24 protein-coding genes are annotated in these 25,905 nt (G+C 56.9%); 9 read left to right on the top strand and 15 right to left on the bottom strand.

Annotated features, from left to right (window positions below; translation table 11 throughout):
* Nucleotides 1–42 precede the first annotated feature (42 nt).
* Complete coding sequence (locus ACK3SD_RS19525) at nucleotides 43–504, bottom strand: hypothetical protein (protein WP_481127987.1); 462 nt, start codon at nucleotides 502–504, stop codon at nucleotides 43–45.
* A gap of 366 nt (nucleotides 505–870) precedes the next feature.
* Nucleotides 871–2,562, bottom strand: coding sequence for a hypothetical protein (locus ACK3SD_RS19520; protein ID WP_481127986.1), 1,692 nt, complete (start codon nucleotides 2,560–2,562; stop codon nucleotides 871–873).
* A gap of 239 nt (nucleotides 2,563–2,801) precedes the next feature.
* Here ACK3SD_RS19520 and ACK3SD_RS19515 point away from each other — a divergent pair, with 239 nt between their 5' ends.
* Genes ACK3SD_RS19515 through ACK3SD_RS19500 form a run of 4 tightly spaced genes read left to right on the top strand, consistent with a single transcriptional unit; the run spans nucleotide 2,802 to nucleotide 5,188 of the window.
* A complete protein-coding gene (locus tag ACK3SD_RS19515; RefSeq protein WP_481127985.1) occupies nucleotides 2,802–3,446 on the top strand; it encodes a maturation control protein in 645 nt (214 codons plus the stop codon).
* Nucleotides 3,443–3,790: a hypothetical protein gene (locus tag ACK3SD_RS19510; RefSeq protein ID WP_481127984.1), complete on the top strand. Its 348-nt coding sequence runs from the start codon at nucleotides 3,443–3,445 to the stop codon at nucleotides 3,788–3,790. Before ACK3SD_RS19515 ends, ACK3SD_RS19510 begins: the two co-directional genes overlap by 4 nt.
* Nucleotides 3,791–3,799: 9 nt before the next feature.
* Nucleotides 3,800–5,014 (top strand): phage tail protein, encoded by a 1,215-nt coding sequence (locus tag ACK3SD_RS19505; RefSeq protein WP_481127983.1) that lies wholly within the window; start codon nucleotides 3,800–3,802, stop codon nucleotides 5,012–5,014.
* Nucleotides 5,015–5,023: 9 nt separating this feature from the next.
* Nucleotides 5,024–5,188, top strand: a complete 165-nt coding sequence (locus ACK3SD_RS19500) for a hypothetical protein (RefSeq protein WP_481127982.1) — start codon at nucleotides 5,024–5,026, stop codon at nucleotides 5,186–5,188.
* Nucleotides 5,189–5,341: 153 nt separating this feature from the next.
* Here the strand turns inward: ACK3SD_RS19500 and ACK3SD_RS19495 are convergent, their stop codons facing one another.
* Nucleotides 5,342–5,710: a VOC family protein gene (locus ACK3SD_RS19495; RefSeq protein WP_481127981.1), complete on the bottom strand. Its 369-nt coding sequence runs from the start codon at nucleotides 5,708–5,710 to the stop codon at nucleotides 5,342–5,344.
* A gap of 1,192 nt (nucleotides 5,711–6,902) precedes the next feature.
* Here ACK3SD_RS19495 and ACK3SD_RS19490 point away from each other — a divergent pair.
* From ACK3SD_RS19490 to ACK3SD_RS19480, 3 genes are all read left to right on the top strand, one after another.
* The gene (locus tag ACK3SD_RS19490) at nucleotides 6,903–7,910 is read left to right on the top strand and encodes a replication initiation protein (RefSeq protein WP_481127980.1); all 1,008 of its coding nucleotides are present in this window, start codon (nucleotides 6,903–6,905) and stop codon (nucleotides 7,908–7,910) included.
* Between the two features lie 611 nt (nucleotides 7,911–8,521).
* Entirely contained in the window at nucleotides 8,522–8,746 is a 225-nt protein-coding gene (locus ACK3SD_RS19485; protein WP_481127979.1) for a YegP family protein, read from the top strand.
* A 527-nt stretch (nucleotides 8,747–9,273) separates the two neighbouring features.
* Nucleotides 9,274–9,753, top strand: a complete 480-nt coding sequence (locus ACK3SD_RS19480) for a heme-degrading domain-containing protein (RefSeq protein ID WP_481127978.1) — start codon at nucleotides 9,274–9,276, stop codon at nucleotides 9,751–9,753.
* 53 nt (nucleotides 9,754–9,806) lie between these two features.
* On the opposite strand, the gene ACK3SD_RS19475 is transcribed toward ACK3SD_RS19480, so the two are convergent.
* The 12 genes from ACK3SD_RS19475 to ACK3SD_RS19420 all read right to left on the bottom strand — a co-directional run bounded on the left by ACK3SD_RS19475 (nucleotide 9,807) and on the right by ACK3SD_RS19420 (nucleotide 23,576).
* Nucleotides 9,807–10,337 (bottom strand): hypothetical protein, encoded by a 531-nt coding sequence (locus ACK3SD_RS19475; protein WP_481127977.1) that lies wholly within the window; start codon nucleotides 10,335–10,337, stop codon nucleotides 9,807–9,809.
* A gap of 157 nt (nucleotides 10,338–10,494) precedes the next feature.
* Nucleotides 10,495–11,835, bottom strand: a complete 1,341-nt coding sequence (locus ACK3SD_RS19470; protein WP_137765082.1) for an MFS transporter — start codon at nucleotides 11,833–11,835, stop codon at nucleotides 10,495–10,497.
* A 45-nt stretch (nucleotides 11,836–11,880) separates the two neighbouring features.
* Nucleotides 11,881–12,576 carry an SDR family NAD(P)-dependent oxidoreductase gene (locus ACK3SD_RS19465; RefSeq protein WP_481127976.1) on the bottom strand — a complete coding sequence of 232 codons (696 nt, stop codon included), beginning with the start codon at nucleotides 12,574–12,576 and terminating at the stop codon, nucleotides 11,881–11,883.
* Nucleotides 12,577–12,578: 2 nt separating this feature from the next.
* Complete coding sequence (locus tag ACK3SD_RS19460) at nucleotides 12,579–13,883, bottom strand: flavin-containing monooxygenase (RefSeq protein ID WP_481127975.1); 1,305 nt, start codon at nucleotides 13,881–13,883, stop codon at nucleotides 12,579–12,581.
* Nucleotides 13,884–14,014: 131 nt separating this feature from the next.
* Nucleotides 14,015–14,938, bottom strand: coding sequence for a LysR family transcriptional regulator (locus ACK3SD_RS19455; protein WP_137765079.1), 924 nt, complete (start codon nucleotides 14,936–14,938; stop codon nucleotides 14,015–14,017).
* 144 nt (nucleotides 14,939–15,082) lie between these two features.
* Nucleotides 15,083–16,690: an inorganic phosphate transporter gene (locus tag ACK3SD_RS19450; protein ID WP_481127974.1), complete on the bottom strand. Its 1,608-nt coding sequence runs from the start codon at nucleotides 16,688–16,690 to the stop codon at nucleotides 15,083–15,085.
* A gap of 153 nt (nucleotides 16,691–16,843) precedes the next feature.
* Complete coding sequence (locus ACK3SD_RS19445) at nucleotides 16,844–18,103, bottom strand: c-type cytochrome (protein ID WP_481127973.1); 1,260 nt, start codon at nucleotides 18,101–18,103, stop codon at nucleotides 16,844–16,846.
* Between the two features lie 4 nt (nucleotides 18,104–18,107).
* Nucleotides 18,108–19,877, bottom strand: a complete 1,770-nt coding sequence (locus ACK3SD_RS19440) for a GMC family oxidoreductase (RefSeq protein ID WP_481127972.1) — start codon at nucleotides 19,875–19,877, stop codon at nucleotides 18,108–18,110.
* Nucleotides 19,878–19,920: 43 nt separating this feature from the next.
* The gene (locus ACK3SD_RS19435) at nucleotides 19,921–20,646 is read right to left on the bottom strand and encodes a gluconate 2-dehydrogenase subunit 3 family protein (RefSeq protein ID WP_137765075.1); all 726 of its coding nucleotides are present in this window, start codon (nucleotides 20,644–20,646) and stop codon (nucleotides 19,921–19,923) included.
* 329 nt (nucleotides 20,647–20,975) lie between these two features.
* Nucleotides 20,976–21,716: a nitroreductase family protein gene (locus tag ACK3SD_RS19430; RefSeq protein WP_481127971.1), complete on the bottom strand. Its 741-nt coding sequence runs from the start codon at nucleotides 21,714–21,716 to the stop codon at nucleotides 20,976–20,978.
* Nucleotides 21,717–21,900: 184 nt separating this feature from the next.
* Complete coding sequence (locus tag ACK3SD_RS19425) at nucleotides 21,901–22,608, bottom strand: HPP family protein (RefSeq protein WP_481128049.1); 708 nt, start codon at nucleotides 22,606–22,608, stop codon at nucleotides 21,901–21,903.
* Nucleotides 22,609–22,661: 53 nt separating this feature from the next.
* A complete protein-coding gene (locus ACK3SD_RS19420) occupies nucleotides 22,662–23,576 on the bottom strand; it encodes a LysR substrate-binding domain-containing protein (protein WP_481127970.1) in 915 nt (304 codons plus the stop codon).
* A gap of 192 nt (nucleotides 23,577–23,768) precedes the next feature.
* Here ACK3SD_RS19420 and ACK3SD_RS19415 point away from each other — a divergent pair, with 192 nt between their 5' ends.
* Nucleotides 23,769–24,518, top strand: a complete 750-nt coding sequence (locus ACK3SD_RS19415) for an SDR family NAD(P)-dependent oxidoreductase (RefSeq protein WP_481127969.1) — start codon at nucleotides 23,769–23,771, stop codon at nucleotides 24,516–24,518.
* Nucleotides 24,519–24,593: 75 nt separating this feature from the next.
* Nucleotides 24,594–25,892 carry an MFS transporter gene (locus ACK3SD_RS19410; protein WP_137765071.1) on the top strand — a complete coding sequence of 433 codons (1,299 nt, stop codon included), beginning with the start codon at nucleotides 24,594–24,596 and terminating at the stop codon, nucleotides 25,890–25,892.
* The last annotated feature ends 13 nt before the right edge of the window (nucleotides 25,893–25,905 follow it).

The following is a 25,905-nucleotide window of genomic DNA, read 5'->3' as shown; positions in this document are numbered from 1 at the left end:
ACCTAAACCGCCCTTCTGGGCGGTTCTCTTCACCAGCTCACGCTATCTTAATGCCACCAGCTCCTCTGTAGACATCACTCCCTTCGCTGCCCAGTATCCTGAGCCGTGGTAGTGCATCCCTACATCAGGGAAAACAAACCCTTCCTTCTCCAAAAATGCCCGGAAACGCGCGTCCAAAACATTTTCGAATTTCAGCACCCATCTGCGCTGTTCGGCATACGCCTTGAGCTGCTGGAGCAACAGCGTGAACCCGCCTGTACCGGGCTTTGCCGCTGATATGTTTGCCACAACGAGTACATTAAGCCCATGTGGCTGAGCGGTGCCATCCTTCATCCTGAGATAGATTTCATAGGCCTGTAGATCGGGGATATAGGCCGATGCGATGCGGCCGGGACTTTGCCGTGCCCGGGGTAAGAGCATCTCGGCAAAGCTGATAATCCTGCGGGCTTCATCCTGTGCGACTTTATCTGCCTGGCAGCTATTGTGATGCTCCATCATATACATATAGTCCTCTTGAATTGCTGGTCGATGCCATGGCGCTTATTTTATGAACTGCTTGCGAAAATAAGAATATTCTACGATAAGCTTGCTCTTTAAGCAGGCATATTGGGAAGCCTTGCGCAAGAAATGAACATCAATTTATAAATTATGAATAAAGAAGAGCGCAGAATCTTTACTATGCTTCTGCCCGGAGCTTAATGGGCAACTTGATGAAAATTTCATCAAAACAATTTCATTTTTGTGCCGCTTATAATCTTCAAGCTAATCTGCAAAGGGAAATATTCCATCAATAATCGGCCTGGCCTAATGCTGCTCCATGATGGATTGAATGCATTTCAGAACAAAGAAGCCCGTTAGGGCTTCTTATGTTTATTTTTTCAAGAGGAAAAATTCTCTCGCCCCTGGCACAAGTCTGTTTACTTTTACCCCGGCACTACCACCACTATCTGCTGTTGCTTCATCGAGTGGCTTTTGGTTTACCTGTATCCCATAAATCGATAACAAGTGCCAGTGGTTGTCTTCATCCTTAACCACCACTCTATCTTTATTGCTTATCGTCGTGTCAGGTGTTCTGATAAGGTCAAAAGAGTACACGTTGATGTCACGAAAGGTGTGGTCGCAGATTAAAGGCGTCAATGATTTGCGAAAATCTATAAGGCCGCGCTGATTGAATGCAGCTCTTACATCAGCTTTATCGAGAATTCCTGCCTCAATCATGTGATAGACCTGGAATAGTTCATATGTGTAAGTCATGCCTCTGCGAGCTATTGCCGCATCGAGCACCTGCTGATCGAAAAACGGCGGGTTTTTTCGCTCTTTAGGATTTTTTTGGCGTTGATGATTTACTATGTAAATACCTTTGTAATTATGATCAGGGTTAGCCTCTTCACGACGATACACTATCTTTGAAATCTGAGCACATTGATCATCAGATGAAGTTCCGCCAATCCCTTTCACTTCAAATAGATAAGTTGTAGATGATGTTTCTATATTTAAATCCTCTTCAAGCACCCCGCCATTTTCTTCATCAACATCTTCATCAGGAATAATTATGTTTTCAAAGCCAACATATTCAAGGAACCATTTGACCGAGAGGACAAGCTCGTCATCATTTGCAGTAAGTAAAGCTTTTGTTTTTACATTCTCATCTTTACTAGCTAAATCACTTAACTCACCTTGTAATCTCAAAAGGTTTTCTTCGTAGTTGTTTTTTAGCTCTTTAATTTCATTGGACTTTATTTTTTCCTCATGTGAAATATATAGGTCGCTACTAACCCACTGGAAGCTCCCATTGTTTGGGAAGTAATCTTCAAAAAGAGGGGTGTCAGGTAAGACACTGCTAAATAGTTCATTTAAGAATTCATGCTTGTTATAAATAACCGGCAGAAAGACAAAGGTTTTTTCTTTTACTATTCTTAAAAAAGAAATAACTTCTCCAGCTTCATTTTCAGCTAAGATTACATCGTTTTTATCCACCCCATTAAAAATGATATTGTAACTGCTGCCGCGTGAGTATTTAAATAATAGATCTGTTAAATCTTTTAAAATGATACTCTCTGGTTTCTTGAAGCGAACGCCTGACCTATCAACAGCATTAAGGTAACTATTGACGAAATTATATGTTGTATATCTGACATGTTGCGTGGTTGAATTAGGGCCATAATCCATTGAATATACAGCATTAGTATTGCTATCACAAAAAATAATAACTGCTTGGTCTTTTTTAGTTGAAAATACTCGCTGATTAATTATGGACATGTCTATCGGAAGCAGGTCTACATAAGCCGGTGTGTGTGGAAATCTTACATAAATTGGCGACCTTCCTTTCCCCCCGTGGCTAAATTCACTTAGCATGGTGTCGATAACTAGAAATTCAGCCTCGTGAATGTTTTCCGGGATTCCCTGCCGATAAGGCACTGATAAAGGATAATAAGATTGCTCGTATGAAGTATAACCATTCAATTTATATCTGTGTGCATTAAAGCCAGATTCTTGAAGTGCTTTTTCAGAATCTAAATCAGTGTTTAAAAGATAGATTAGTGGAATATTATTGTCGTTCATTCGATGGTTTCCAGGCAGTTGGAGGTAAAAACAGCCTAATCATTCTACTCTACAATGTCCTTACGCCACCTTAGATTTCCATCTTCTGTTGTGGACATTTTATCATGTAGACCTCGAACACAAAGCTTCCTCCCTGTGAAAGTAGATAGCTTTTCCTTTTCGATGCTCAGGCAAATGTAAATAACCGTATCCTTCAGCCTGTCCGCCAATCCAGGCGGGCGCGCCACGGGATACCCTGCATGATCAACAAAAAAATCTGTGCCATCTGCCTGACCACCAGCCCCCCAATGCTGGCTAAAGCCGCTTGGAAGGATGGAGAGCTGTTCATTGCTGAGGCCATCAAACTGCCTGATAACCGCCATCAGCTTGAGCAGCAGCTGATTGAGACTATCCACGACCTGGAGCAGAAGGGATTTGAAGTGCTGGTGGATGAGTCCAGCGACTTCATCACCGCGCGCGCCGGGGTGCGGGTGCGCCTGGGGGATGCAGGTGCCAGCGGCAAGCCGGCGCTGGTGGAAGCCCTGGACATCTACCGCGAGCTGGTGCGCCAGAAAGCAATCACCTTCCCCCGTAATGCCGGCGGGCGCTTCAACATTCCTGACACCCTGGTAGACGTGGCGCGGGATGCGAAAGGATCAACCGTTTACCGTATCGACTGGGAACAGCTGCGCGGTGAGCACAGCCTTACCATGCTGTGCGCCTTTGCCACCACCTTTAACAACGTGGCCAGCGTCCAGTACCTGGAAAAGATGCTGGGCTTCACACGCGCCCAGGAGCCAGCCTCACCGCTTAATCCGCTGCGGACTATCGTCAGCGCCTTTGAGCGCCAATCTTTCGAGCAGGCCTCTTATAGCCCGCTGACGGGCAAGGGGAACTACCTGTGAGTGATGCCATTAGTCGCCTGGACGACCGGAACGTAGCCGATCCCATCCTGCGCGCCTATATGCGCCAGGAGATTATGGCCAAGTCCCTGAGCTATGACTCTGACCTGCTGGCCTATGACATCCTGGCCGATGAAATTTATCGCCCTGACCTGATTGCCTACCGTATCTGGGGCACTGCTGAGCTGCGTTGGGTAGTCACGCTGGTGTGTGGGCTGGAGGATGAGTGCGACGCCATGATTGCCGGCACTGAAATTACGGTGCCTACCCTGGCGTGGATCCGTGAGCAGATCAACACCTTCTCCGCCACCAGCCCGGAGATCTCCGGCTCTCTCTACGTCAGCTGAGGATAAGCGATGCCATCCCCAGATTTTGACCGCAAGGAGAACGGCCGCTATGCCACGCATGGTCTGTCTGCGGCCGAGTTCCTGAAGGTCTTTAACCGGATCCGCAAGACCCAACGCAAAAACCGCCAGGGCGCGCGCCGTACCCTGACGCCGGCCATGATGCGTAACAAGGAGCTGGAGAAGTTCCTTGAGCTGGGCAATAAAAAAGAGGGGACCTTCTTCACCCCCGAGGACATGAAGCGGTTTATCACCGGTCGCATGGCGCACCGCACCCAGTTCAATAGCGATGTGCCAGGCATCACCTATGCCCAGCTGGTGGCGCAATCCACCAAGATCGATGTGCAGCGCGCCAGCAACAAAGTGGATGACGGCAGCGGCATCAAAAAGGCGATATTCATCCGCCTCCAGCACAATACCGCCATGGTGAAGGTAGAGGCCTCGGACATCTCAATGGACGATCACCACCTGGTGCGGGTGCGCTTTGAGGAGTGGGATCGGTATGTAGAGGACGTGGGGCATGAGAAGGCCTCCCTGATGACCCTCTCCCGCCAGCTGGCCGCCGGCCGCGTTTCCTTCGACTGTGATTGCGGCCGTCACCAGTATTGGTATCGCTACATGGCCACGGCCGGCAATTACGCCCTGAAGCCGCCGGCGGAATACGCCTTCCCTAAGGTGCGAAACCCCGACCTGACTGGCGTCGCCTGCAAGCACGTGATCCACACCATGACGCGCTTCCAGTCGATGACATGGCAGCGCCAGCTTGGCCAGCAACTGAAGAAGGCCGCGACCCAGGTTGCCTTTGGTGATGACAAAAAGAAAACCACCCGCACCTTCACTGAAGACGAACAGAAGGCCATGGGGCGCAACCGGAGCGCCGAGACTGACCAAGACAAGGTGCGCAAGGAGTTTGCCCGCTATCAGGCCGCCCAGCAGGCCATGGCCAAGAAGCAGGCCACCAGCCGCGACCAGATAGAGCAGCTCCGCAAAAAGGCAGCCCGCGCGCGCACCGCCACGGCCAAAAAGGCGACCGAGCTGAAACTTGCCCTTGCCAGCGCCAAAAAGGCGGAGCAGGAGCGCGACGACGCCAAAAAGCTGGTGGCCGAGCAGCTCCGCATGAGAAAGCAGGGCTTCAAGGATGCCATGAAACTGACCGGCATGACCGACAAGCAGGCTGAGAATGCCTTTAACAAATGGCTCTCTGAGCAAATAGGGAAAACTAACTGATGGGGTTTTATGACGATCTGCTCGATGACGTGCCGGCTGTGCCGGCTACTTCCAGTGTTGCTACTGCTGGGGATGTTCCTCACCCTGACGCAGAACAGGCCTCCCCGGCCGCCGACACCGGCACCGACCCCACCGCCGATGCTGCTGGTGATGGCAAAGAAACAGGCGGAGTAGCCGCTAATACTGAGGAACAACATGACACAACTGAGATTGATGCTGCTGAGGCTTCGCCTGCGGGCACAGACGGGAAGGAGGGGAATCAGGCCCGCTGACAGTGCGTGCCTGAGGGAGGGTTTTCTTCTTCTATATAGAGGGGGAAAGAAGGGATCAATTATCCGGCACGCAGACGCGCAGGCGATGCCCGTCAGGGTCGTGTGCCACAAAGGTACGGCCAAACACTGCATCCAGCGGTGCCTGCTCGATATCAACGCCGAGTGACAGCCATTGCTGGTACAGCGCTTCTACTTTTTCAGGGCTTTCCACCATAAAGGAAAGCTCTGAACGATGGCCGCTGCCATCGGATACGAAGTCACGCGCCTGTTTAGACCACAGCCCCAGATGGAGGCCATTGTCAAAAGAGAAGGCGGCCCAGGTGGGAAAGCAGTCATCCGGCGCTTTGCCCAGCAGACGTTGGTAAAACTCACTGCTTGCCACAGGATCATCGACATACAGGATAACGAGATTCGGCATCAACATAACGGCTCCTTGTCGTTACATGAGTGAAGGGTCAGGCACATTGTATGGCCAGTGGACAGCATCGTCATTATCCGTGCGCAGGGATATCACGCCCCCAGAAGTACTTTTTGCATAAAAACAGCGCCAATCGGGCACTTTTTAGGTATAGAAATAGTGGTGTAAAAACACCTTATTAGTACCAATAGGGTGCCTTTTAGCGCACTGAAACGTGATAGGATTTGCGGTAGTGAGCAAATGCTTACTTGCTCCAAACACCTATCCTTATGTCATCTCCATCTGACCTCAACAGTACCTCCAGCAAGAGCCATATTTTCATCGGGAAGAGTAACATCCCCACAATGTCAAACGGGCAGTAGTGTAATAAGCATGAAGCGAGACGAAAAAAGTACCGCTTTGGCATGACTTTAGACCGTTTTTAGTACCAAAAAGGTATGCTTTTGACATTACTTTAAGGCTTAACGTGAGAAGATTTGCGGTGCCCAGACAACATCTGCGCCTTGATGCTGCGATCGTCTTCACAAACGTGATAACTTTTCGGGCTTTCTACACGCTTCAATAATTAATGAATTAAATCAACAATATAAGCAAATACAGTGCCGCGCGAAACGTGATAACTTTTGCGGTAAGAGGAGACGGCCCGTATCGGCCACGGCGACCAAAGGTGATAACTTTTGCGGTGATGCTGGAGAGGGCCTTGCTGGGCTGTCTTACCACAACAGTAAGCTCGGCCTTACGAAGTGATGATTTATTGCACAGCGCACCTCTGGCCTGTAGCGGCGTCAAACGTGATAACTTTTGCGGTAGCTCGCAGGGGAACGCCCTCCGGAAACAGACCAGCCTTCGTTGTAAGTTTGTTGTAAAACTGTTGTGAAATAGGTTTTGCCAAAATCGGGTGAATCTCACTGGTTCAAAAAACAAAAAAACAAAGCGAAGCTGCGTTAGTTTGTTTTTTTCTCTGTTTCTTGTTTCTCTTCTTTCTTGTTTCTAGGGGTGTTTTTCCCATTATGAATCAATAGATTACAATTCAATAGGTGATAGGATTTGCGGTCTCAGGTGATAAGATTTGCGGTCAGACGTGATACTTTTTGCGGTCTCAGGTGACATGATTTGCGGTCAAACGTGATCTCAGGATCTGTTGATAACTTTGGCTAAGGTGATATATTTTTGAAAAATATCACCTGCCGGAACGCCCATGTCGAATAAGCTGGATGTTAAAAAACTGTATGTAACACAGGATAACAAGCTGCTTGAGGGTGCCTACAGCGCCACGCTGGACGAGATGCGCTTGCTCTACCTGGCACTGGTGCAAATTGACAGCAAAAAATCCCAGCCTGACGGGCTGTATACGCTCTATCCCGCTGATTTTGAAAAGATGTTTGGTGTACACCCTTCCCATACCCACCAGCAACTCAAGCGGGCCGCAGACTCTCTTGGCAGCAAGCCAATCGTGACTTACGAGTGGGACGAAAAGAAAAAACGCCTCGATAAGGTCAAGCGGTTTTGGTTCTCTTCGATCCGCTATGATGCCTCCGACAATACCGCCGATGTCACCATCCGTTTCTCCCCAGACGTTGTACCCTATCTCTATGACCTGAAACGCGAATTTACGCAGGTAGATTTCGAACATGTGTCACGTCTGGATACGCCTTTCGCTTTCCGGCTTTACAGCTGGCTGGTAAAATTCAGGAAACTTACGCGCAATTCACGGGATCAGGGGATCATCGAGACGGATCCTTTCGAAATCGACTGGATGAAAGAGCGCACCGGGCTGGTGGGCAAGTACGAGGAGTACCGCTTTTTCAAACGTGATGTGCTGGTGCCGGCGATCGAAAGGATCAACGCCAATACCGACATTTCGGTCGATTGGGAGCCGGTCAAGTCGGGTCGATCCGTCAAGGCGATCAAATTTTTCTACGTGATCGAATCCAGCACCAGTACAGCTAAACCCCTGCGCCCGCGTCTGCCGCGCCGGCCACATGTTCTGGCTGGCTCGGATCTGGAGGGCAAATGGGCGCGCCGCTGCATCGGTTTGATGGATGAGTACCGTACCAAGCTGGAAGCCTATGATCCCACTGAAAAAATTGCGCTGGCGGATCTACGTAAGTGGCTGGATTGGTACGGGATCATCGGAGACGTCGGCAACATGACACGCTTGAAAGATGAGATAAAAGTACGCAGTAACCGCAAAAAGGGCGCCTAAAAGCGCCTATAATGCATCCAGACGCGTTTTTTACCCCCATGCAAGGGAAGGGGGCTGCAAAGGAGAAAAGCCCGCATAATGCGTTGTAGTGCGTTTTAGAGCCATGATCTATGAATGCCAAAAAGGATCCTTTGAGCAGGATCCTTGGATCGTGCCGGAATCCGGCGACCGTCCTCTGTCCAGCACGCCAATGCCGCCCTGATGAGAAAAAATGATTAAATTTATTAACCAATGCGCGGATGAGCGTTCCATCAGCTACTTTGACTAATCTCTACCTCAAAGCAGGTAATACCCCTTTCTCCACCTCCTAAATAGAGGGTTTCACCTTTTTACTTTGCACTGAATATTCTCAATGAGAGGCTATTTAAAGTATCAATATTTCACTTACGTTATCATTTACTGCCATATTTACCTTCACAAATCTCAAATTTTCTATTTTATTTACGGCTACATGATAATTTAAAGACACTGAAAAATAAATTATTCAAAGGTGAGTTGGTAAAACAAACTATTTTAGTTAACCTTACATTGTTCCTTCAAATAACCTGATGGGGGCAAGTGAACCATTGTAATATCACTGGATATTTAATAGGTAAGATTAAGGTGAAGATATGACATCCATTCCATACTTTTATATTTTTAAAGATCATGCCAACGAATGGCGTTGGCGTTTTAATGCCTCCAATGATGAGGTGATCGCAACCAGCTCAAGGGGTTATCACAAATTTGAGGATTGCGAACAGGCAATTAAGCTGCTGTCAGTAGATGCTAAACGCTCCGTGACCATTGGTGACAGGAATTACGTCTCACACAGTGACAGCAGCCTTGGATTGTGATGTCTCACTACAGCGTAGAGTGCCTGATTGAAATCAATAGCAGTGAGTTACGATAGGCAGAGGTATAGGGATATATATCTGTGAGGAAAGATAATCACACGATCTTCCTTGGGCATTTAACGCACCTATTTGGTATTCAGAGTGCAGTCATATTTTCCTTGCTCAAGGGTGTGACAATAATAGGGAAAAATAGAGCGCTTTTAATAAATAATCCTGACGGGGACCGCGTAAGCCGTGTGTCCCCCTTTATTTTTCCTCCCCGCATCTATTCCATATCAATATCCCACCGGCAACAAAATCGGTTGCATCGAAATAGAAATCACAACAGAGTTTGTACAAGCAACCTGTAGACAAAGCATAACTTTGTTTTATGTGGCCATGCTTTTGATGCTGGAGCGCCATTTTTCCATCAGAGCACCGATACCTCCATTGCATGAATCAAAAGAGCAGATGGGATCGCCATCACACTCAAAACTTTTTTTCTATGTTCTTATGATGCGGAATTTTAATTTCATTAAGGGAGTATAATGGACGCGCTATTACCCGAACAGCTATTGCAGCAGGAGACCGAAAGCCGGTTGGCTCATTTTGATTTCTCGACGGCGTGGGCATTGGGTCGGCATCTTCACGATCGGGCAGCAGAGCGCGGCGCGCCGGTGGCGATTGAGGTCTATGCCTTTGGTCAGGTGTTGTTTCTCTCGGCGTTGCCCGGCTCCGTGCCTGACAACCTGGAGTGGATGCGGCGCAAGCGCAATACCGTGTTGCGTTACGGCCACTCCTCCATGTACGTCGGGATGTTGAACCAACAACGCGGCGAAACGATGGCCCAGTACGCTTTCCTCAGCCAGTCTGACTACACTGACCACGGCGGCAGCTTTCCGCTGCTGAACAGCAGTGGCGCGGTGCTAGGGGCGGTTAGCATCAGCGGCTTGCCGTCAGAGGAGGATCACGCGTTGGCGCTGTGGGGCATCCAGCAGGTGGGTCGCCAGGGTGCAAATAGCAAGTGATGCGGTAAGGGTAAAAAGCCTGATGGTCAATCAGGCTTGGGGAGGTGGTAGGGTTATCCCCAGCAAAGCTGGGCTTTGATGGCACGCCGGTAGGGCGTATCCAGTTGGGCGGGCACCTGCTCCAGGTAATCCATCGCGTGCTCGCGGGTCTCACCGGTCAGGCTACTCAGGTAGGCCACCGCCTCTTCAATGGAGGGGATGCGCCCTTCAATATTGTGGATGCGTGGCGGCAAGGCCGTCCAAATCACCACATCAATGTCACGTGCCAGCGCCCACTCGGCCAGCGGGCCGACGGGGGACGCGGCCAAAAACAGCGCGCCCACGCCATCATGCCGCTGCTCTGGAATCCCCTCACGCTCCCGCAGCGCGGCAATGGCCTGATCCACCCCCTCCACCGCCAGCTCTGCCCAAAACACCTGAAGCAGCGGGGCATTCAGGGATACTGCCGTGGAGAGTTCGCCGCGGTCTCCCACCCGCGAGAACTCTACCGGTACTTCCGGGCCATCACTGCGCCATTCGCCTGCCACTGGCAGTGGCCCCGGCTTCCAAATAAGCGATCCCCATCCCAGACAGGCAATTTTCATCGGTAACTCCTGTGCAATGTCATAAACAGCGGGGCCTGATGCTCCCGTTTGATCTATAGCATCTGCCTTGTCATCCCTCCACGTGCCAACGTAAGTAGTGAGTAAAGAAATGAGAAACGCATCCGGTGGCTGGCCGGATGCGTGCGCCCTCGGGCGATCAGGAGGGCATTGGCTGCCCGGTGCGGTCGCGCAGTCCCCATAGCGCCAGCAGGCCGAGCAGGGCGCCGCCCATCAGGTAGAGGGCAGGAATAATGGTCAGGCCGGTCTCCTTGATCAACCAGGTGTTGATTAGCGGCGCGGTGCCGCCCAGCGCGGAGACCGAGACGTTGTAGCTGATGGCGAAGCAGCTGTAGCGCACGGTTGCGCCGAACATGGAGGTGAGGGTGGCGGGAATGGTGCCCTCGAAGAACAGCATCGCCAGAATCAGCACCGCCATGCCGAGGATAATCGCCGCCAGCCCCTGCGTCTGGATGGCCCAGAAGATCGGCAGTACGCAGAACAGCATCATCAGACAGCCGGTTACCAGCATCCGCTTGCGGCCAATGCGATCGCCGAGCATACCAAACAGCGGGATGAACAGCAGCAGTGCCAGGGTGGCGGTCATCGACAAGGTGGCGCTGAACTGCTCGGAGCGGCCAAGGAAGCTCACCAGATAACTGGGGAGATAGCCAAGCACAATGTAGTAGTTGATGTTGAAGGTGGCGACCAGCCCGGCGCTGCGCAACAGTTGCGGCCACTCGCTGGCGACCAATTTCCAGAAGGGGGGCCGGGCGGGCTGGTGCGATTTATTGGCCTGCATCTGCCGAAAGACCGGGGTCTCATCGACCCGCAGGCGAATAAATAGCGCCACGATGCCCATCAGCCCGGCAATCACGAACGGCACGCGCCAGCCCCACGCGAGCATGGTCTCCGCGCCCAGCAGGCTGCTGATCAGGTTGACAATCACCCCGCCGACCAAAAACCCGGCGATGTTGCCAAACTCCAGCCAGCTGGTGAAGAAGGTGCGCCGTTTGTCTGGGCTATGCTCGGCGATGAAGATGCAGGAGCCGCCATACTCGCCACCGGTGGAGAGTCCCTGCAACATGCGCATCACCACCAGCAGGATGGGCGCGGCCAAACCAATGCTGTGATAGCTGGGGATCAGCGCGATCGCCAACGTGGCCGTCGCCATCAGGCTGATGCTGGCGACCAGCGCGGTGCGGCGGCCATATTTGTCGCCAATCGGGCCGAACAGTAGCCCGCCCAGCGGCCGGATCAGGAAACCGGCGGCGAAGGCGGCATAGATGGCGATCAGCTCGTTATAACTGTTGCTGGTGGGAAAAAAGACCTTGGCCAGCAGTGTGGACATGGAGGAGTAGATGGCGAAGTCAAACCACTCCACCATGTTGCCAAGCGTGACGCCCGTGACCGCGCGGGTCAATGTCCGGTCGGGTGTGGCCGGGCCGCGATGATCCTTCACCTCTTCGGCAGTGCTTGCATCCAGTGTTATCTCTTTCATGGTGATGCCCCTGTCAGGTTAAAAGAAACCGGGAGTGCCGTCCCCTCAGCGCATATAGGCCCCGCCGGAGACCACGAAGGTTTCACCGGTGACATACCCCGGCTCAGCGCTGAACTTCCATACCCAGTCGGCGATCTCCTCTGGCCGGGCGGCGCGCTGCAACGGCACCGCCTTCACCCCCTCTTGCAGGCGGCCGCCCGCCAGCGTGCCCTCGGTCTCCACCCAGCCGGGCGCGATGGCGTTGACCACCATGCCGCGCCCCACCAGCTCCATCGCCAGCGATTTGGTCAGGGAGACCACCGCCGCCTTGGAGGCGCTGTAGAGCAACTGGTTATGGGAGACGGCAAAGGCATCCACTGAGGCAAACAGCAGCAGGGTGGCACCCGTCTCCGCCACCCGATCGGCCGCCACCCGCGCGATGTTGAGGGAGCCAAGCACATTGACGTCAAAGATGCGGCGGTACAGCTCCTCGCTGTAGCTCTCCAGACTGGAGACCGGGAAGATGCCCGCCGCATGGACAGTGGCATTGAGGCGGCGATCGCCCAGTGCCGCGTCAAGGCGTGCCGCCAGCTCATCATGGCGGGTGATGTCAGCCTGCACCAACGTCAGGCCGGGCTGCTGCGGCATCTCCGCCAGATCTACGGCGATCACCTCCCACTGGCGGGAGAGAAAATAGGCGGCCACGGCCCGGCCCATGCCAGAGGCCGCGCCGGTCACCAGTACGATAGGGGAAGAGGGCATTGTCATAGGATCCTCGCGGTGGTGGAAAGGGAAGGGGTGGCGCGGCGCTGCGAGTGCACTTTCTCCAGCAGATCCAGCGTGCGCCAGGTGTCGTCGTAATCTTGCTGCCACAGGCGGCGGACAATATCGATGCGGGCGTCATGCGGCTGTTGGCCAGCCAGCAGCCCGGCCAAATGGGTGATGCCGCCCTCTTGCAGCTGGATCAGGCGGGCAATCAGCCGCGTCTGTTGGCAGTAGACTGGCCACTGCGGGCCGCGCGGCGCGGCCAGCCCGACAAAATAGAGGTTCTCCAGCGTGGTGGGCAGCGTCATGGCCGCGGTGCGCAGCGGCACGCCCTGTTGCCAGCTCAGCAGGGACGCCTCCAGGAAGGGCAGCCGGGTATGGAAACCGGTGGCCCACAGGATGCTGTCATAGTCGGCACAGGTGCCGTCGCTGAAGGTGACGCGCTTGCCCTCAATGGCAAGGATGCCGGGACGCACGCGGATGCGGCCATGCTGGATCCAGTAGAGCAGCAGGTTATTGACCACCGGCGGCTGCTTCTCCAGATCCCAGCTCTCCGGCTCCGGCATACCGGGGTAGTTTTTCCAGTTGCCGAGGGAGGCCATGATCAGCATCTGCGTCATGGCGTTTTGCAGCTCAGGCGGCAACTGGTTGAGGAACGGCAGCTCGGCGCGCGGCAGGCCGAACAGCGCCTTGGGCTGGAACACCTGCCCACGGCGGATCACCACGTCAGTCTCAAAGCGGTGCTGGGCGGCATCGACGGCCAGATCGCAGCCAGAGTTGCCGCAGCCAACCACCAGCACCTTGCCTTGCAACTGGTCGGGGTTGCGGTACTGGCAGGAGTGAAGTGAAATGCCGCTGAAGCGTTCGGCCTCCGGCGGCAGCGCCGGATCCCACAGGTGGCCATTGGCGACCAGCACGCCTTGGTAGCGGCGCGTGTGCTGGTTGACCGTCACCTCCCAGCCCTCCTCGGCCTGTGCGCCGAGCGGGGTAAGGCGTTCCACCGGCGCATTGAACGTGATGTGCTGGCGTAGGCCAAAGTGATCGGCATAGCTGTCGATGTAGTGCCGCACCTGATCGCGGCTGGGGTAGAGCGGATAGGATTCGGGCATTGGGTAGCCGTCGAAACAGGATGAGTTCTTCGGCGTAATTAGATGCAGCGCGTCGTAATCGTGGTGCCAGTGGCCGCCGACGTGGTCGCTCTTCTCAAACACCTCCGCCTCAATGCCCTGATCGCGCAGCGTCTTGACGGCGGCTAGCCCGGCCGCCCCGGCACCGATAATGCAATAGCGTGGAACCTCACTCATAGCGCTCTCCTGCAATGGGTTTGCAACAAACGTGTAACCTTGTTGACTCATTAATAGGCGGTTATGGCAAGGGAATGAATAAGCTTATTCGGTTGGTTCATATAGGCTGCGCCTATAGGCGCGGCCAGCCATCAATTTTCAATATGACGGTAACGCGCCTGAACCAAATTCAGGGACTGGCGCATCAGCTGCATCAGTTCACGGGTGGCGGAGGAGATGGCGGTATCCGCCCGATAGATAAAGGAAAAGACCTCAAAAATGGGTGGATCAACGGGCACCCAGCCCAAACGGTCATGGTAGCCGAGGTGGTGGAGAATGGGGCGGGTAGCGATAAGATCTCCCAATCCTTGGGCGGCCAGTTCGAAGGCGGTGCTCTGGTGCTCCACTTCGATCACCGGCTCAAAATTGCCGCGTACCTGCTGCGCCCGGCGGTTGAGCAGGGTACGGATCGGGTCGGTGTTGTGCCATTTGGCCTCGCTCAAAATCAACGGGGCGGCCAGCAGCGCATGGATATCCTTCCGGCCCGCCAGCCGGGCGGGGTCGGCGCTGATATAACCGACCTGCGCTGACCACACTGGCTCACTGACCACCAGACTTTTATTGTTGACCGGCAGCATCACCAGCCCGGCCTCAATGTCGCCATTGATCACCGCTTCCGCCACTTCTGACGAGTTCAGCCCCACCAGCCGCAGCCGCATCTCCGGGTAGCGCCGCCGGAACTCGGCAATCAGGCCCGCCAAAAAGTACTGGTGGGCAGTACCAAAAGTGCCGAAAGAGGCCACGCCGCCGCGCAGCTCGCGCACCGACTGCACGGCCTCAAAGCCGCGCTGTGCCTCCATCAGGGTAGCGCGCGCGTAGGGCAGCAACCGGCGGCCCGCCTCTGTCAGGATCAGCTTGCGGTTGGTGCGGATAAACAGGTGGGTGCCCATCTCCCCCTCCAACCGCAGGATCTGTTCAGAGAGGGAGGGCTGGGCGATATGCAGCTGCTCCGCGGCGCGGGAGAGCGTGCCATGCTCGATGGCCGCCAAAAAATAGTGCAACTGTTGCAGGGTCAAGATGCTGGTCTCCGATAGGTGGCAGGGAAATGAACCATAAACATCAGGGCATTGCCTGCTTACCATACCTGAAACAGTGCGTAGCGCAGGGGATTATTTGCCGGGGGCGGGGAGGGAGCGCGCGCCCACCGGCGCGCGCGTCAATCAGAGGCGGGTAAACAGCATGTAGAGCAGCGCGGAGATCAGGATGGAGACCGGTAGGGTCAGCACCCAGGCGATCAGCAGGTTTCGCAGTGTCGCCATCTGCAACCCGGAGCGGTTGGCGGCCATGGTGCCCGCCACGCCGGAGGAGAGCACATGGGTGGTGGAGACCGGCAGGCCGAAGGCATCCGCCGCGCCAATGGTGGTCATCGCCACCAGCTCGGCGCTGGCCCCCTGGGCATAGCTGAGGTGGTTTTTGCCGATGCGCTCGCCGACGGTGATCACAATCCGCCGCCAGCCGACCATGGTGCCGAGGCCTAGCGCCAGCGCCACCACCACCTTCACCCACGGCGGGATAAAGCGGGTGGCGTTGTCCAGCTCACGTTTCAGGGCGTCGAGGTTCTCCTGCGTCGCCGCAGGCAGCGCCACGCCAGCGTGCTTCAGCGCCCGGATACTCTCTGAGGCCAGATACATATCGTTACGGGTGTTGGCAACCAGCTCCGCCGGGATGCGATCCATCGAGCCATAGGGGCGGATTTGGCGGTTGATCTGGTGCAGCATCTGCCCCAGCGCCGGCAGCACTGCCGGGGTATTCTCGCCGGAACTGACAAACTGGATCAGCACGTCACGCGGCGTGCCGTTTGGCGCCGGGGTCGCGCCATTCATCAACTGCTGCTCCGTCACCTGTGCCAACGCCGCCACCTGAGGGATCTGCTCCGGCGGGATGGAGCGGTTGAGCGCATAGACAATCGGCATGGTGCCGACCAAAATCAGCATGATCAGCCCCATGCCTTTCTGGCCATCATTGGAGCCGTGGGCAAAGGAGACGCCGGTACAGGTCAAAATCAGCAGGCCACGGATCCACGGCGGCGGCGGGCGCTTGCCCTCCGGCGACACGTAGAGCTGGCGGTTGCGGATCACTTTTTTCATCAGCAGGAGCAGCAGCGCGGCGCAGGTGAACCCCACCACCGGCGACAGCAGCAGCGCATAGCCGACGTTCAGCGCCTGATCCCAGTTCACGCCATCCCAGCCGCTGCGGCCGTGGTTCAGCGCATTCGCCACCCCCACGCCGATGATGGAGCCAATCAAGGTGTGGGAGGAGGAGGAGGGCAGGCCAAGATACCAGGTGCCGAGGTTCCAGAGGATGGCCGAGAACAGCAGCGCGTAGATCATGGCGAACCCGTTGCCAGCGCTGGCCTGCAAAATCAGCTCCACCGGCAGCAGCGAGATAATGCCGAATGCCACCACGCCGCTGGAGAGCAGCACTCCCGAGAAGTTGCACAGCCCTGACCAGAGGATCGCCGCCCCCGGCGGCAGGGAGTGAGTGTAGATCACCGTCGCCACCGCATTGGCGGTGTCATGGAAGCCATTGACGAACTCGAAACCCAGCGCGATCACTAACGCCAGCCCCAGCAACACAAACGGGGTATAGCTGGTGACCACCTGGCCGGAGTCCGCCACGTCGCTGAACAGGTTGAAGCCGGCGAACGCCAGCCCCACCAGCGCCACCACCGCGATGACCACGCCATTCAACTTGCTGTTCTTGCTGACCAAATTGGGACGGGCGTCACCGGCGGTCGTTGCCGGCGGCATGACTATTTTTTCACTCATCTCTTCCTCGCCATTAAAAAAGAGTAAAGGTGTCCGCGCTGAGTGTTACCGGTTAACTATGACAGAGAGATGAAATTGTGAACGAAATTTGACTTAATTGCGGCGTGGGAGGGCGGAAAAACAGGGGGAAGGCTCCCCCTGTGGCGTTCAGGATCAGTGGGCGAGGGTGTGGCGCACCTTCTCAACCTGCTCCGCCTTGACGGCCGGGGCGCTGTTGCTCCAACCCTGACGGATGAAGGTCGCCAGCTGGGCCACCTCCTCATCGCTCAGGCGGTTGGCAAAGCCCGGCATCGCCAGCGTGGAGGGCGCTTTGGCGGTGGAAGGCTGCTGCGCACCCGCCAGGATGGTGTGGATCAGCCCGGTCGGGTCATCCGCCATCACGATGGAGGCTTGGTCAAGCTGCGGGAAGACGCCCGGCGCGCCCTGGCCGTTGACGAAGTGGCACGCGCCACAGTTGTCGAGGTAGAGGCGCTCACCGGTGGTGAGGTGCTGCGCCGCGGTCAGCTTGGCCGCCGTGGCCGCCACCGCTTGCTCATCACGCTTCTGCAACGGCGGGTTGCCGCCGAGGAACTTCAGGTAGGCCGCGACCGCGTGCAGATCGGCGTCGGTCATGTGCGAGGAGCTGTGCTCAACCACCGCTTTCATCTCGCCGCCGACCGCCGCCTGATCGTTGCGCCCGGTTTGCAGGTAATCAACGATCTCCTGCTCGCTCCAGCGCGGCATACCACGCAGCGTCGGCACGCCCCAATCATTCAGGCTGCCGCCCGCCAGGAACTGGCTGTCACCGCTGTCGAGCGCCTTCTCGTTCATGCCGAAACCGCGCGGGGTGTGGCAACTGCCGCAGTGGCCGAGGCTCTCGACGATGTACGCGCCGCGGTTAACCTCGGCGGAGGCGCCGCCAATCGGCTTGAACGGGGTGTCTGAGGTGAACGCCCAGTTCCAGAAACGCATACCCCAGCGCTGGCTGAACGGGAAGCTGAGGCTGGTCTCCGGCGGCTGCTCGGCGCTCGGCGCGACGCCCTGCATAAAGTAGATGTAGAGCGCGTGCATGTCGGCGTCGCTAATCTTGGCGTAGTCCGGGTAGGGCATCGCCGGGTAGAGGCGCGAGCCATCCGGCAGCACGCCCTTGCGCACCGCGTCAGAGAACTGCTGTTCGCTGTAATTGCCGATGCCGTGCGCCTTGTCCGGCGTGATGTTGGTCGAATAGATGGTGCCGAGGTTCGACTCAATCGCCAGCCCACCGGAGTAGGCCGGTTTACCGGGCAGCGAGTGGCAGGCCATGCAGTCGCCAAGGCGTGACAGGTACTCACCCTGTTTGATCAGGGCCGCATTATCTTCCGCCTGCGCGTGGGCGGCCACGCCAGCCAGCAAAACCGGGGCGATAAAAAGGCTTTTCAGAGACAAGGATTTCATATGCTTACACCTGCACCAATGGACCGGGGTTTTTCAGATACTGTTCTTTGATCGCCTGTGCCGCCATCAGGGTGATCGCGCCGATGGTGTCGGTCGGGTTCGCCTGGAAGTTCTGCGGGAAGGCGTTGCCGCCCGGTACGAAGACGTTGTGCACGTCCCAGCTCTGGAGGTAGCGGTTCAGCGCGGAGGTACGCGGATCGTCGCCCATCACCGCGCCGCCCACGTTGTGGGTGGAGACATACTTGGTGAGGTCGAAATTGGCGTCCATCGGCAGGAAGCTCATGCTCATGCTGTCCGGGTTCAGCTCCTTGGCGAGGTTGCCGACGATGCCCTTCAGGTACTGCTGGAGTTTCAGCTCGTTCTGCTTCCAGTTGAAGGTCATGCGCAACAGCGGCTGGCCGTGCTCATTGGTGTAGTTCGGGTCGAGATCCAGATAGATGTCCCGATAGGACATGCAGGTGGTAGTGATGCTGATCTTCATCGAGTGGCCATACCACTCCTCCAGCCCCTCTTTCCAGCCAGCGCCCCAGCTCGGGGTGCCCTTGGGCAGCGCGGTGCCGATAGGCGTGCCGGTGGCCTGTGAACTGTGGATCTTGGCACCGCCGATGAAGCCCAGCCCTGGGCCATCAACGTTGCCCGGTGAGATGTCATTGAACATCTGCCCGGTTGGGCCGGAGGTGGCGAACGGGTTGAAGTTTTTATCCTTGAAGAACAGGGTTGCGCCGCCGTTGCTCAGAAACGCATAGTTGCGCCCCACCACGCCCTCTTCCGTGATCGGGTTGTAGGGCTTGCCGATGCCGGAGAGCAGCATCAGGTGCACGTTGTAGAGCTGGAAGCTGCTCAGCACCACGATTTTCGCTGGCTGGAAGCACTCGTTGCCCTGCTCGTCGATGTAGATCACGCCTTTGGCGGTCTTCTTGTCATCATGCAGCACCACTTTCAGCACGTTGGCGTTCACTTCATAGGAGAAGTTGTCCATGCGCTTCAGGGCGTCCATTACCGCGGTCTGCGGCGATGCCTTGGAGTAGTTCAGGCAGGGATATTTACTGCAATAGCCGCAGTAGTTACACGGGGCGATCTGGTTGCCATACGGGTTGGTCCAGGCGCGGGAGACCGCCGCCGACGGGTTGGGGAACGGATGGTAGCCCAGCTTTTTCGCCGCCTCGGCGAACATCACGTTGTTGAGGGTATCCTCCAGTGCTGGCAGCGGCATCGGCTGGGATCGCGGGCCTTCAAAGGGATCGCCGCCCTCCAGGATTTTGCCGCGCAGGTTGCCGGTGTTGCCGGACTGGCCGCAAATGCGCTCAAACTTGTCGAAGTAAGGCTCAATCTCATCCCAGGTGAACGGGAAGTCCATGACGCGCATGTCTTCCTGCAAAATGCCCGGCTTGTAGGCCTCGTCGGCGTAGGTTTTCAGTTTCAGGTCGGTCGGCGTTGGGCGGATCAACACGCCCGTCCAGTGCAGGCCAGAGCCGCCCACGCCGCCGCCCGGCACAAACGCGCCCCATTTACGGGTCGGCAGCGCCGTATCATTCATGGTGTAACGCACCGTCACCGCTGACTCGGCGGGCGTGGTCATCACGCGGTTGCGCACCCCATAGGCGTACTCGTCCGCCGGTTTCGGGTAGGCAAACTCCTCATAACTGCGCTCCGGGCCTTTCTCCAGCGCGCGCACTGTCAAGCCTGCCATTGCCAGTTCGATGCTCATCAGTGAGCCAGCCCACCCCAGGCCGACCACGACAACATCGACTTCTTTTTTATTTAGCTGTGCCATTGTTTTTTCTGCCAATCAAAAATAGAAATGTTCTGCCCACGCCCTAGGCGCGTTCGCCCTTGATACTGACCGGGCCAAGCGGATAAGGAATGTTGTGCTGCTTGACCCACTCCAGGTAACTGGCGCGCGCGCCGGGGAACCCGATGGCGATCCAGGCTTTCATGCCTTTGTTGCCGCCATACATCGGGTCGGAGAGGTAGCCATGCTTGGTATTGGAGAGCAGCTCACTGAAGAACTGGGAGGCTTTCAGGTCTGGCTCGCCCAGCGCGGCAAAGTCCACGTCGTTTTTTTGCAGCTGGGTCAGCACCGCGTCTTTGTCCTGTTGGGAGAGCGCATGGAACGGCTGCTGGTGGGCCTGCTGGCAGTGCTGGCTGGTCAGGGCAATGCCCTTTTTCAGCACCTGCTGCGGGGTGTACGGCAGCTGGTAGCCCATGGCGGCCGGGGCGTGGGCATTGAATGGCCCCTGCATGTAGATCTCCTGCCCCATGTCCGTGTGCATCTGCTGGTCGATGAAGATCGGCACATTGGTCTCCAGCGCGCCCGGTGCCTTGCCATTGCCGCCAGCCGGGATCAGCCGGTCAGTAGCGGCCAGCACAAACTGCCACTCATCGGGGGTAAAGAAGATCGGTTTATAGTCAGCCAGTTCCGGCGCGGCCATCTCAGCGGCTTGTGCGGCGGTCAGGCCCTTGAAGATCATGTCGCTGACGGGTAACGCGACAAGTGCCCCAAGCAAGAACTTGCGGCGGGTGGTTTCCTTCTGGAGCAGCATAAATCACACACTCTCACATTAAATAAATGTTAATTGTTTTTAGAAATTTTTAAGAGCGCGTTAGTTTGCATTCTAAATATTTAACGTAAAGGTATGAAACGCAGAAGTTTTACGAACAAAAGTAACAAAATGATGCGGAATTTAACTAAATTATTTCATTAAAAATAGTTAACTTAGTAAACTGGTTTACTTTCTGTTGAACTATGATGTGATTTCGAACGAAAGGTGGCAGTTTATTAACCGGGTCAGGCGGGCAGTGGGACGAAGATGTTACAGGGAGGGTCGGGAGCGGAAATAATAGGCGGAAGCCAGAGCCTCCGCCCAGAAAATTATTTTTTAGTGCCGAAGCCCTGTTTAATCACCGCCGGCAGAACCTGCGGGAAATAGATGTTTTTATAATAGCCGCCGACGCTTTCGCTCCAGCTATCGCCATCATTACGGCCAATATTTTTCCAGTGCTGCTGGATGTCAGCGTTATATTGCTCGATCTGCTCAGCCAGGCCGTCAGTGCGGTAGGCTTCCTCGTGGCGGAAGGTCGCCATCGGCAGGCGCGGTTTCAGGTGCGCCGGTTGGTCAACGTACCCAATCGCCAGCCCCACCACCGGGAAGGTCAGCGTCGGCAGCGCCAGCAACTCAATCATCGCCTCCGGATCACGACGGATACCGCCGATCGGCACCACGCCCAACCCTTCCGCACGTGCGGCTGCCATGGCCGACGCCAGTGCGATGCCAATGTCTGTGCTGCCGGAAACCAGCGCCTCAATGCTCTCATGGGCCAGCTGCTCACCGCCGTGGGCGCTGATCGCCTGCTCAGACTTGTGCATATCCAGCACAAAGGTCAGGAACAGCGGGGCTTGCTTGATCCACGGTTGGCCGCCCGCGATCTCGGCAATCTTATTGCGGTTCTCTTGGGCGCGGGTCACCACCACTGACACCTGTTGGGAGTTGACCGAAGTCGGCGCGCGGTACGCGGCCTCAATGATATTGTTGATCACCTCTTCCGGGATGGCCTTATCAAGGTAACTTCTTTCGCTGCGATGGGTAGTCAAATTTTTAATTGTAGAATTCATTGTTATCTCCGGGTTTATTCATCGATCACTCTAGCAAGCAGCCTAATGAATTAATTGTTTCATTGTGCTCAGCGGGTAATTAACTTTTTTCAATATGTGAATGCGGAAATAAATAAGCCCTTAGCCAACAACAGAAAGATATTTGGTTAAAAATAAAGAGACCCGCTTCAAGCGGGCCTCATGTTCAAGACGCCGCGCGCCGTTGCGCAGCTTGTTCTGCCCGGTGCAACAGCATCTGGAGGTCATCCTCATCGATATCGAGCAAATCATCCTGTTGCAGCGCGGCGTGCAGATCCTCACGGGTAATGGGCACAGTGAGCGGCATGGGGGCGGGTTTAGGATCGCTGACGGCCAGCGGGTGGGGGTAACGCCGCCCGGCCAAATTGTTAAAGAGGATCGCTAGCAGCGCTAAGGTGAAGGAGTTCAGCAACACTGGTGAAAAGGCAAACTGGTAGCCAAGCTGGTGGATGGTCGGGCCACCAAGGATGGCGGTCAACGCCACTGCACCGCCCGGCGGGTGCAGGCAGCGCAGCTTGAACATCAAACCGATGGCGAGGCAGGCGGCAACGCCGCAGGCCAGGCCGGGATTGGGGATGAAATGCGCCGTGGTGATCCCCACCAGCGCGGCGATAAGATTGCCGCCGAGGATTGACCAGGGCTGCGCCAGCGGGCTGTTCGGCACGCCAAACAGTAGCACTGCCGAAGCGCCCATCGGCGCGATAAACCAGAGGTTGGCCTCGCCCAGCAGAGCATGGCTGATCCAACCAGTAATGGAGATGCCCAGCCCAGCACCCAGGCTGGAGAGCAGCATACCGCGGGTGCTTATTGCCAGCGGTTGCGGCCATAGGCGGGCGCAACCGCGTTTAATTCGTTGAAAGAGAGTCTGTATCATCACGCAGGAGTAAATAACCATTCAGGGCAGCGAAGATAGCACACCCACCCTCTTTACGGGGATGCCTCGGCCGGAAGTTCGGATTTCATCCATGCCAGAAACTGTTTGACGCGCGCCAGCTGGCTAAAACCTCGTGGATAGACAATGTGGTGCGCGCTCACCGGCACGCTCATCTCTGCCGGGAAGAGCCGCACCAGCTTGCCCTGTTGCAGGTAATCCTGCGCCAGCAGCTCGCTCTCCAGCACGATGCCGTGGCCGAGCGTGGCCGCCTCCAGGCTCATGTAGGAGCGGTCGAAGCTGAACAGCCACGGGGCGGAGGGTTGCGGCAGGTGATGCGCGGCGAACCACTGCGGCCACTGGATCAGCGGTGTTTCTGACAGGATCAGCGCTGGATGGTGGCACAGCGCCTCTGGCGAGGGGATGGGCTGGCGGGCCAGATAGTCCGGCGAGGCCATCACTGACACCTGCTCGCGGCGGATGGTGCGGATCTCAAACGCCTGCCACTCCGGGAAGCCGTGGCGGATGGCGATATCAATGTTGTCGCGGCTGAAGGAGAGGTTCTCGTAGGAGCAGGAGAGCGTAACCTGCAACTCCGGGTGGCGCTCGCGGAAATCCTTCAGCCGCGGCAGCAGCCACAGCAACCCGAAGCTGGGCGCGCAGTGGATGCGCAGGGCGCGCCGCTCCCCCTCGTTACTAATGCGCTCGGTGGCGTGCGTCAGTTGCAGCAGCAGCGCGCCGATCTCACGCAGATAGCTCTCGCCGGTCAGGGTCAGCGTCACGCCGCGCGCGCTGCGGTTGAACAGCGATCCGCCCACCAGCCGCTCCAGTTTAGCCAGCTGGTGGCTGGCCGCCGACGGCGTGATGCTCAGCTCTTCCGCCGCGCGCGCCACATTGCCAAAATGCGCCACCTGTTCGAACACCTGCAACGCCTTGATGGAGGGCAGGCTCCCGGCTTTTTTCTCCGTCATGCGGCTTCTCTCCGGTTAGCGGGCGGCAATCGCCCGTCACATGTAGCAAAAATGTTAACCCCATCAAACCCTGAAGTGAATTCAGCATCAACTGAATTTTTTTATATTGCCTAAAAGGCCGCCGCCTTCAATCCTGAACGTGACCCTACCGGTAGCTACTACCGACATAACAAAATTATTCAGGAGTGAACCATGTTACTGACCGATAAAGTTGCTGTAATCACCGGTGCCGCCTCGCCACGCGGCATTGGCCGTGCCACTGCGCAGTGCTTCGCCCAACAGGGGGCGAGGGTGGTGGTGCTGGATTTGGATGAACGGGCCTCGCAGGCGGCAGCCGAAAGTTTTGGCAGCGGCCATCTCGGGCTGGCGGCCAACGTGGCTGACCCCGCCTCGGTGCAGCAGGCGGTGGCGCGCATCCTTGACCACTATGGCCGCATCGACGTGCTGGTGAATAACGCGGGCATCACCCAGCCGGTGAAGACGCTGGAGATCGGTATGCAGGATTATGACCGCATCCTGGACGTCAACCTGCGCGGCACGCTGCTGATGTCACAGGCGGTCATCCCGGCGATGCGCCAGCAGAGCAAGGGCAGCATCATCTGCCTCTCCTCCGTCTCGGCGCAGCGCGGCGGCGGCATCTTCGGCGGGCCACACTACAGCGCCGCCAAGGCGGGCGTGCTGGGGCTGGCAAAAGCGATGGCGCGCGAGTTCGGCCCCGACCAGATCCGCGTCAACTGCCTCACCCCCGGCCTGATCCAGACCGACATCACCGGTGGCCTGATGCAGGATGAGCGCCGCCACGCGATCCTCGCTGGCATCCCGCTCGGCCGGTTGGGTGCCGCGCAGGATGTGGCGAACGCCGCGCTGTTCCTCGCCAGCGATCTCTCCAGCTACCTCACCGGCATCACCCTGGATGTCAACGGCGGCATGTTGATCCACTGACGGGCGCGCCCAACGCTGGCTTGCACTGGCCTCCCGCCGTGGTGGGAGACTCTCCGCCTGTCTCAGGAGTGAACCATGACAACGCTCAATATCAGCGCGGTTTCGGCCGCGCGCGATAACGCCTATCGCAAAATTGCCTGGCGGCTGATGCCGTTTTTAATGCTCTGCTACCTCTGCGCCTACCTTGACCGGGTGAACGTCGGGTTCGCCAAATTACAGATGATGGACGATCTCCACTTCAGCGAGACGGTCTATGGACTGGGCGCGGGCATCTTCTTCATCGGCTACTTCCTGTTCGAGGTGCCGAGCAACCTGATCCTGCACCGCGTCGGCGCACGCCGCTGGATCGCCCGCATCATGATCACCTGGGGGCTGATCTCCGCGATGTTCGCCTTTGTCGAAACCACCTGGCAATTCTACCTGTTGCGCTTCCTGCTCGGCGTGGCCGAGGCCGGACTGGCACCGGGGCTGCTGCTCTACCTCACCTACTGGTTCCCCTCCAGCCGCCGTGCGCGCATGACGGTGCTGTGGTTCATCGCCATCCCGCTGTCAGGGATGATTGGCGGGCCGCTCTCCGGCTGGATTATGTCGAGCGCCCACGGGGTGCATGGCTGGGCTGGCTGGCAGTGGATGTTCGTGCTGGAGGCGATCCCCACCCTGTTGATGGGGCTGGTGGTGCTGATGGTGATGAAAGACCGGGTGGAGGATGCCCCCTGGCTGGATGAGCATGAGAAGCGGCTGGTGCGCGAGGATCTGGATGCCGACAACCAGCACAAGCATACCCACGGCAGCGTGGCGGCCTTTATCCGCGATCGCCGGCTGTGGCTGCTGGCGATGATCTACTTCTGCGTGGTGATGGGGCAGTACGCGCTCACCTTCTGGCTACCGACGCTGGTGAAGAATGCCGGCCTCTCCGCGCCGCTCGACATTGGCCTGATGACCAGCGTGCCCTACCTGTGCGCGATTGTGGTGATGCTGCTGGCCGGGCGCAGCGGCGACCGCCACCGCGAGCGGCGTTGGCACATGATCATCCCGATGTTCGCCGGGGCGGCCGGGCTGGTGCTGGCGACGCTGTTCGGCCACAACGTCATGCTCTCGGTTGGCTTCCTCTGTCTGGCGGCGGCGGGCATTCTCTCCGCCTCCTCGCTGTTCTGGATGTTGCCGACCAACCTGCTGGGCGGGGTCTCCGCCGCCGCGGGCATCGCCGCCGTCAACTGCTTCGCCAACCTGGCGGGCTTCTTCTCGCCCTATCTGGTGGGTGGCATCAGCTCGGCCACCGGTTCCCCAGCATGGGGCATGTACCTGATCACCCTGATTCTGGCCGCCGGCGCCCTATTGGTGCTGCGCATCCCGGCCGCCCAGGTTAACCGCTGATAGAGAGGTATTT

The sequence above is a fragment of the Chimaeribacter sp. YP20170169 genome (genome assembly GCF_056739715.1).
Note: the sequence above shows the minus strand (reverse complement) of the source record. Positions and strands in the feature narration are given on the sequence as shown.

Bases quoted from the DNA above. Each gene is read 5' to 3' on its own strand.
- ACK3SD_RS19450 (WP_481127974.1), bottom strand. From the start codon at position 16,690: ATGAGTGAAAAAATAGTCATGCCGCCGGCAACGACCGCCGGTGACGCC.
- ACK3SD_RS19485 (WP_481127979.1), top strand. From the start codon at position 8,522: ATGACATCCATTCCATACTTTTATATTTTTAAAGATCATGCCAACGAA.
- ACK3SD_RS19410 (WP_137765071.1), top strand. From the start codon at position 24,594: ATGACAACGCTCAATATCAGCGCGGTTTCGGCCGCGCGCGATAACGCC.
- ACK3SD_RS19475 (WP_481127977.1), bottom strand. From the start codon at position 10,337: ATGAAAATTGCCTGTCTGGGATGGGGATCGCTTATTTGGAAGCCGGGG.
- ACK3SD_RS19470 (WP_137765082.1), bottom strand. From the start codon at position 11,835: ATGAAAGAGATAACACTGGATGCAAGCACTGCCGAAGAGGTGAAGGAT.
- ACK3SD_RS19465 (WP_481127976.1), bottom strand. From the start codon at position 12,576: ATGCCCTCTTCCCCTATCGTACTGGTGACCGGCGCGGCCTCTGGCATG.
- ACK3SD_RS19500 (WP_481127982.1), top strand. From the start codon at position 5,024: ATGACGATCTGCTCGATGACGTGCCGGCTGTGCCGGCTACTTCCAGTG.
- ACK3SD_RS19415 (WP_481127969.1), top strand. From the start codon at position 23,769: ATGTTACTGACCGATAAAGTTGCTGTAATCACCGGTGCCGCCTCGCCA.
- ACK3SD_RS19435 (WP_137765075.1), bottom strand. From the start codon at position 20,646: ATGCTGCTCCAGAAGGAAACCACCCGCCGCAAGTTCTTGCTTGGGGCA.
- ACK3SD_RS19440 (WP_481127972.1), bottom strand. From the start codon at position 19,877: ATGGCACAGCTAAATAAAAAAGAAGTCGATGTTGTCGTGGTCGGCCTG.
- ACK3SD_RS19520 (WP_481127986.1), bottom strand. From the start codon at position 2,562: ATGAACGACAATAATATTCCACTAATCTATCTTTTAAACACTGATTTA.
- ACK3SD_RS19505 (WP_481127983.1), top strand. From the start codon at position 3,800: ATGCCATCCCCAGATTTTGACCGCAAGGAGAACGGCCGCTATGCCACG.
- ACK3SD_RS19420 (WP_481127970.1), bottom strand. From the start codon at position 23,576: ATGACGGAGAAAAAAGCCGGGAGCCTGCCCTCCATCAAGGCGTTGCAG.
- ACK3SD_RS19460 (WP_481127975.1), bottom strand. From the start codon at position 13,883: ATGAGTGAGGTTCCACGCTATTGCATTATCGGTGCCGGGGCGGCCGGG.
- ACK3SD_RS19425 (WP_481128049.1), bottom strand. From the start codon at position 22,608: ATGATACAGACTCTCTTTCAACGAATTAAACGCGGTTGCGCCCGCCTA.
- ACK3SD_RS19430 (WP_481127971.1), bottom strand. From the start codon at position 21,716: ATGAATTCTACAATTAAAAATTTGACTACCCATCGCAGCGAAAGAAGT.
- ACK3SD_RS19480 (WP_481127978.1), top strand. From the start codon at position 9,274: ATGGACGCGCTATTACCCGAACAGCTATTGCAGCAGGAGACCGAAAGC.
- ACK3SD_RS19515 (WP_481127985.1), top strand. From the start codon at position 2,802: ATGATCAACAAAAAAATCTGTGCCATCTGCCTGACCACCAGCCCCCCA.
- ACK3SD_RS19445 (WP_481127973.1), bottom strand. From the start codon at position 18,103: ATGAAATCCTTGTCTCTGAAAAGCCTTTTTATCGCCCCGGTTTTGCTG.
- ACK3SD_RS19495 (WP_481127981.1), bottom strand. From the start codon at position 5,710: ATGTTGATGCCGAATCTCGTTATCCTGTATGTCGATGATCCTGTGGCA.
- ACK3SD_RS19490 (WP_481127980.1), top strand. From the start codon at position 6,903: ATGTCGAATAAGCTGGATGTTAAAAAACTGTATGTAACACAGGATAAC.
- ACK3SD_RS19525 (WP_481127987.1), bottom strand. From the start codon at position 504: ATGTATATGATGGAGCATCACAATAGCTGCCAGGCAGATAAAGTCGCA.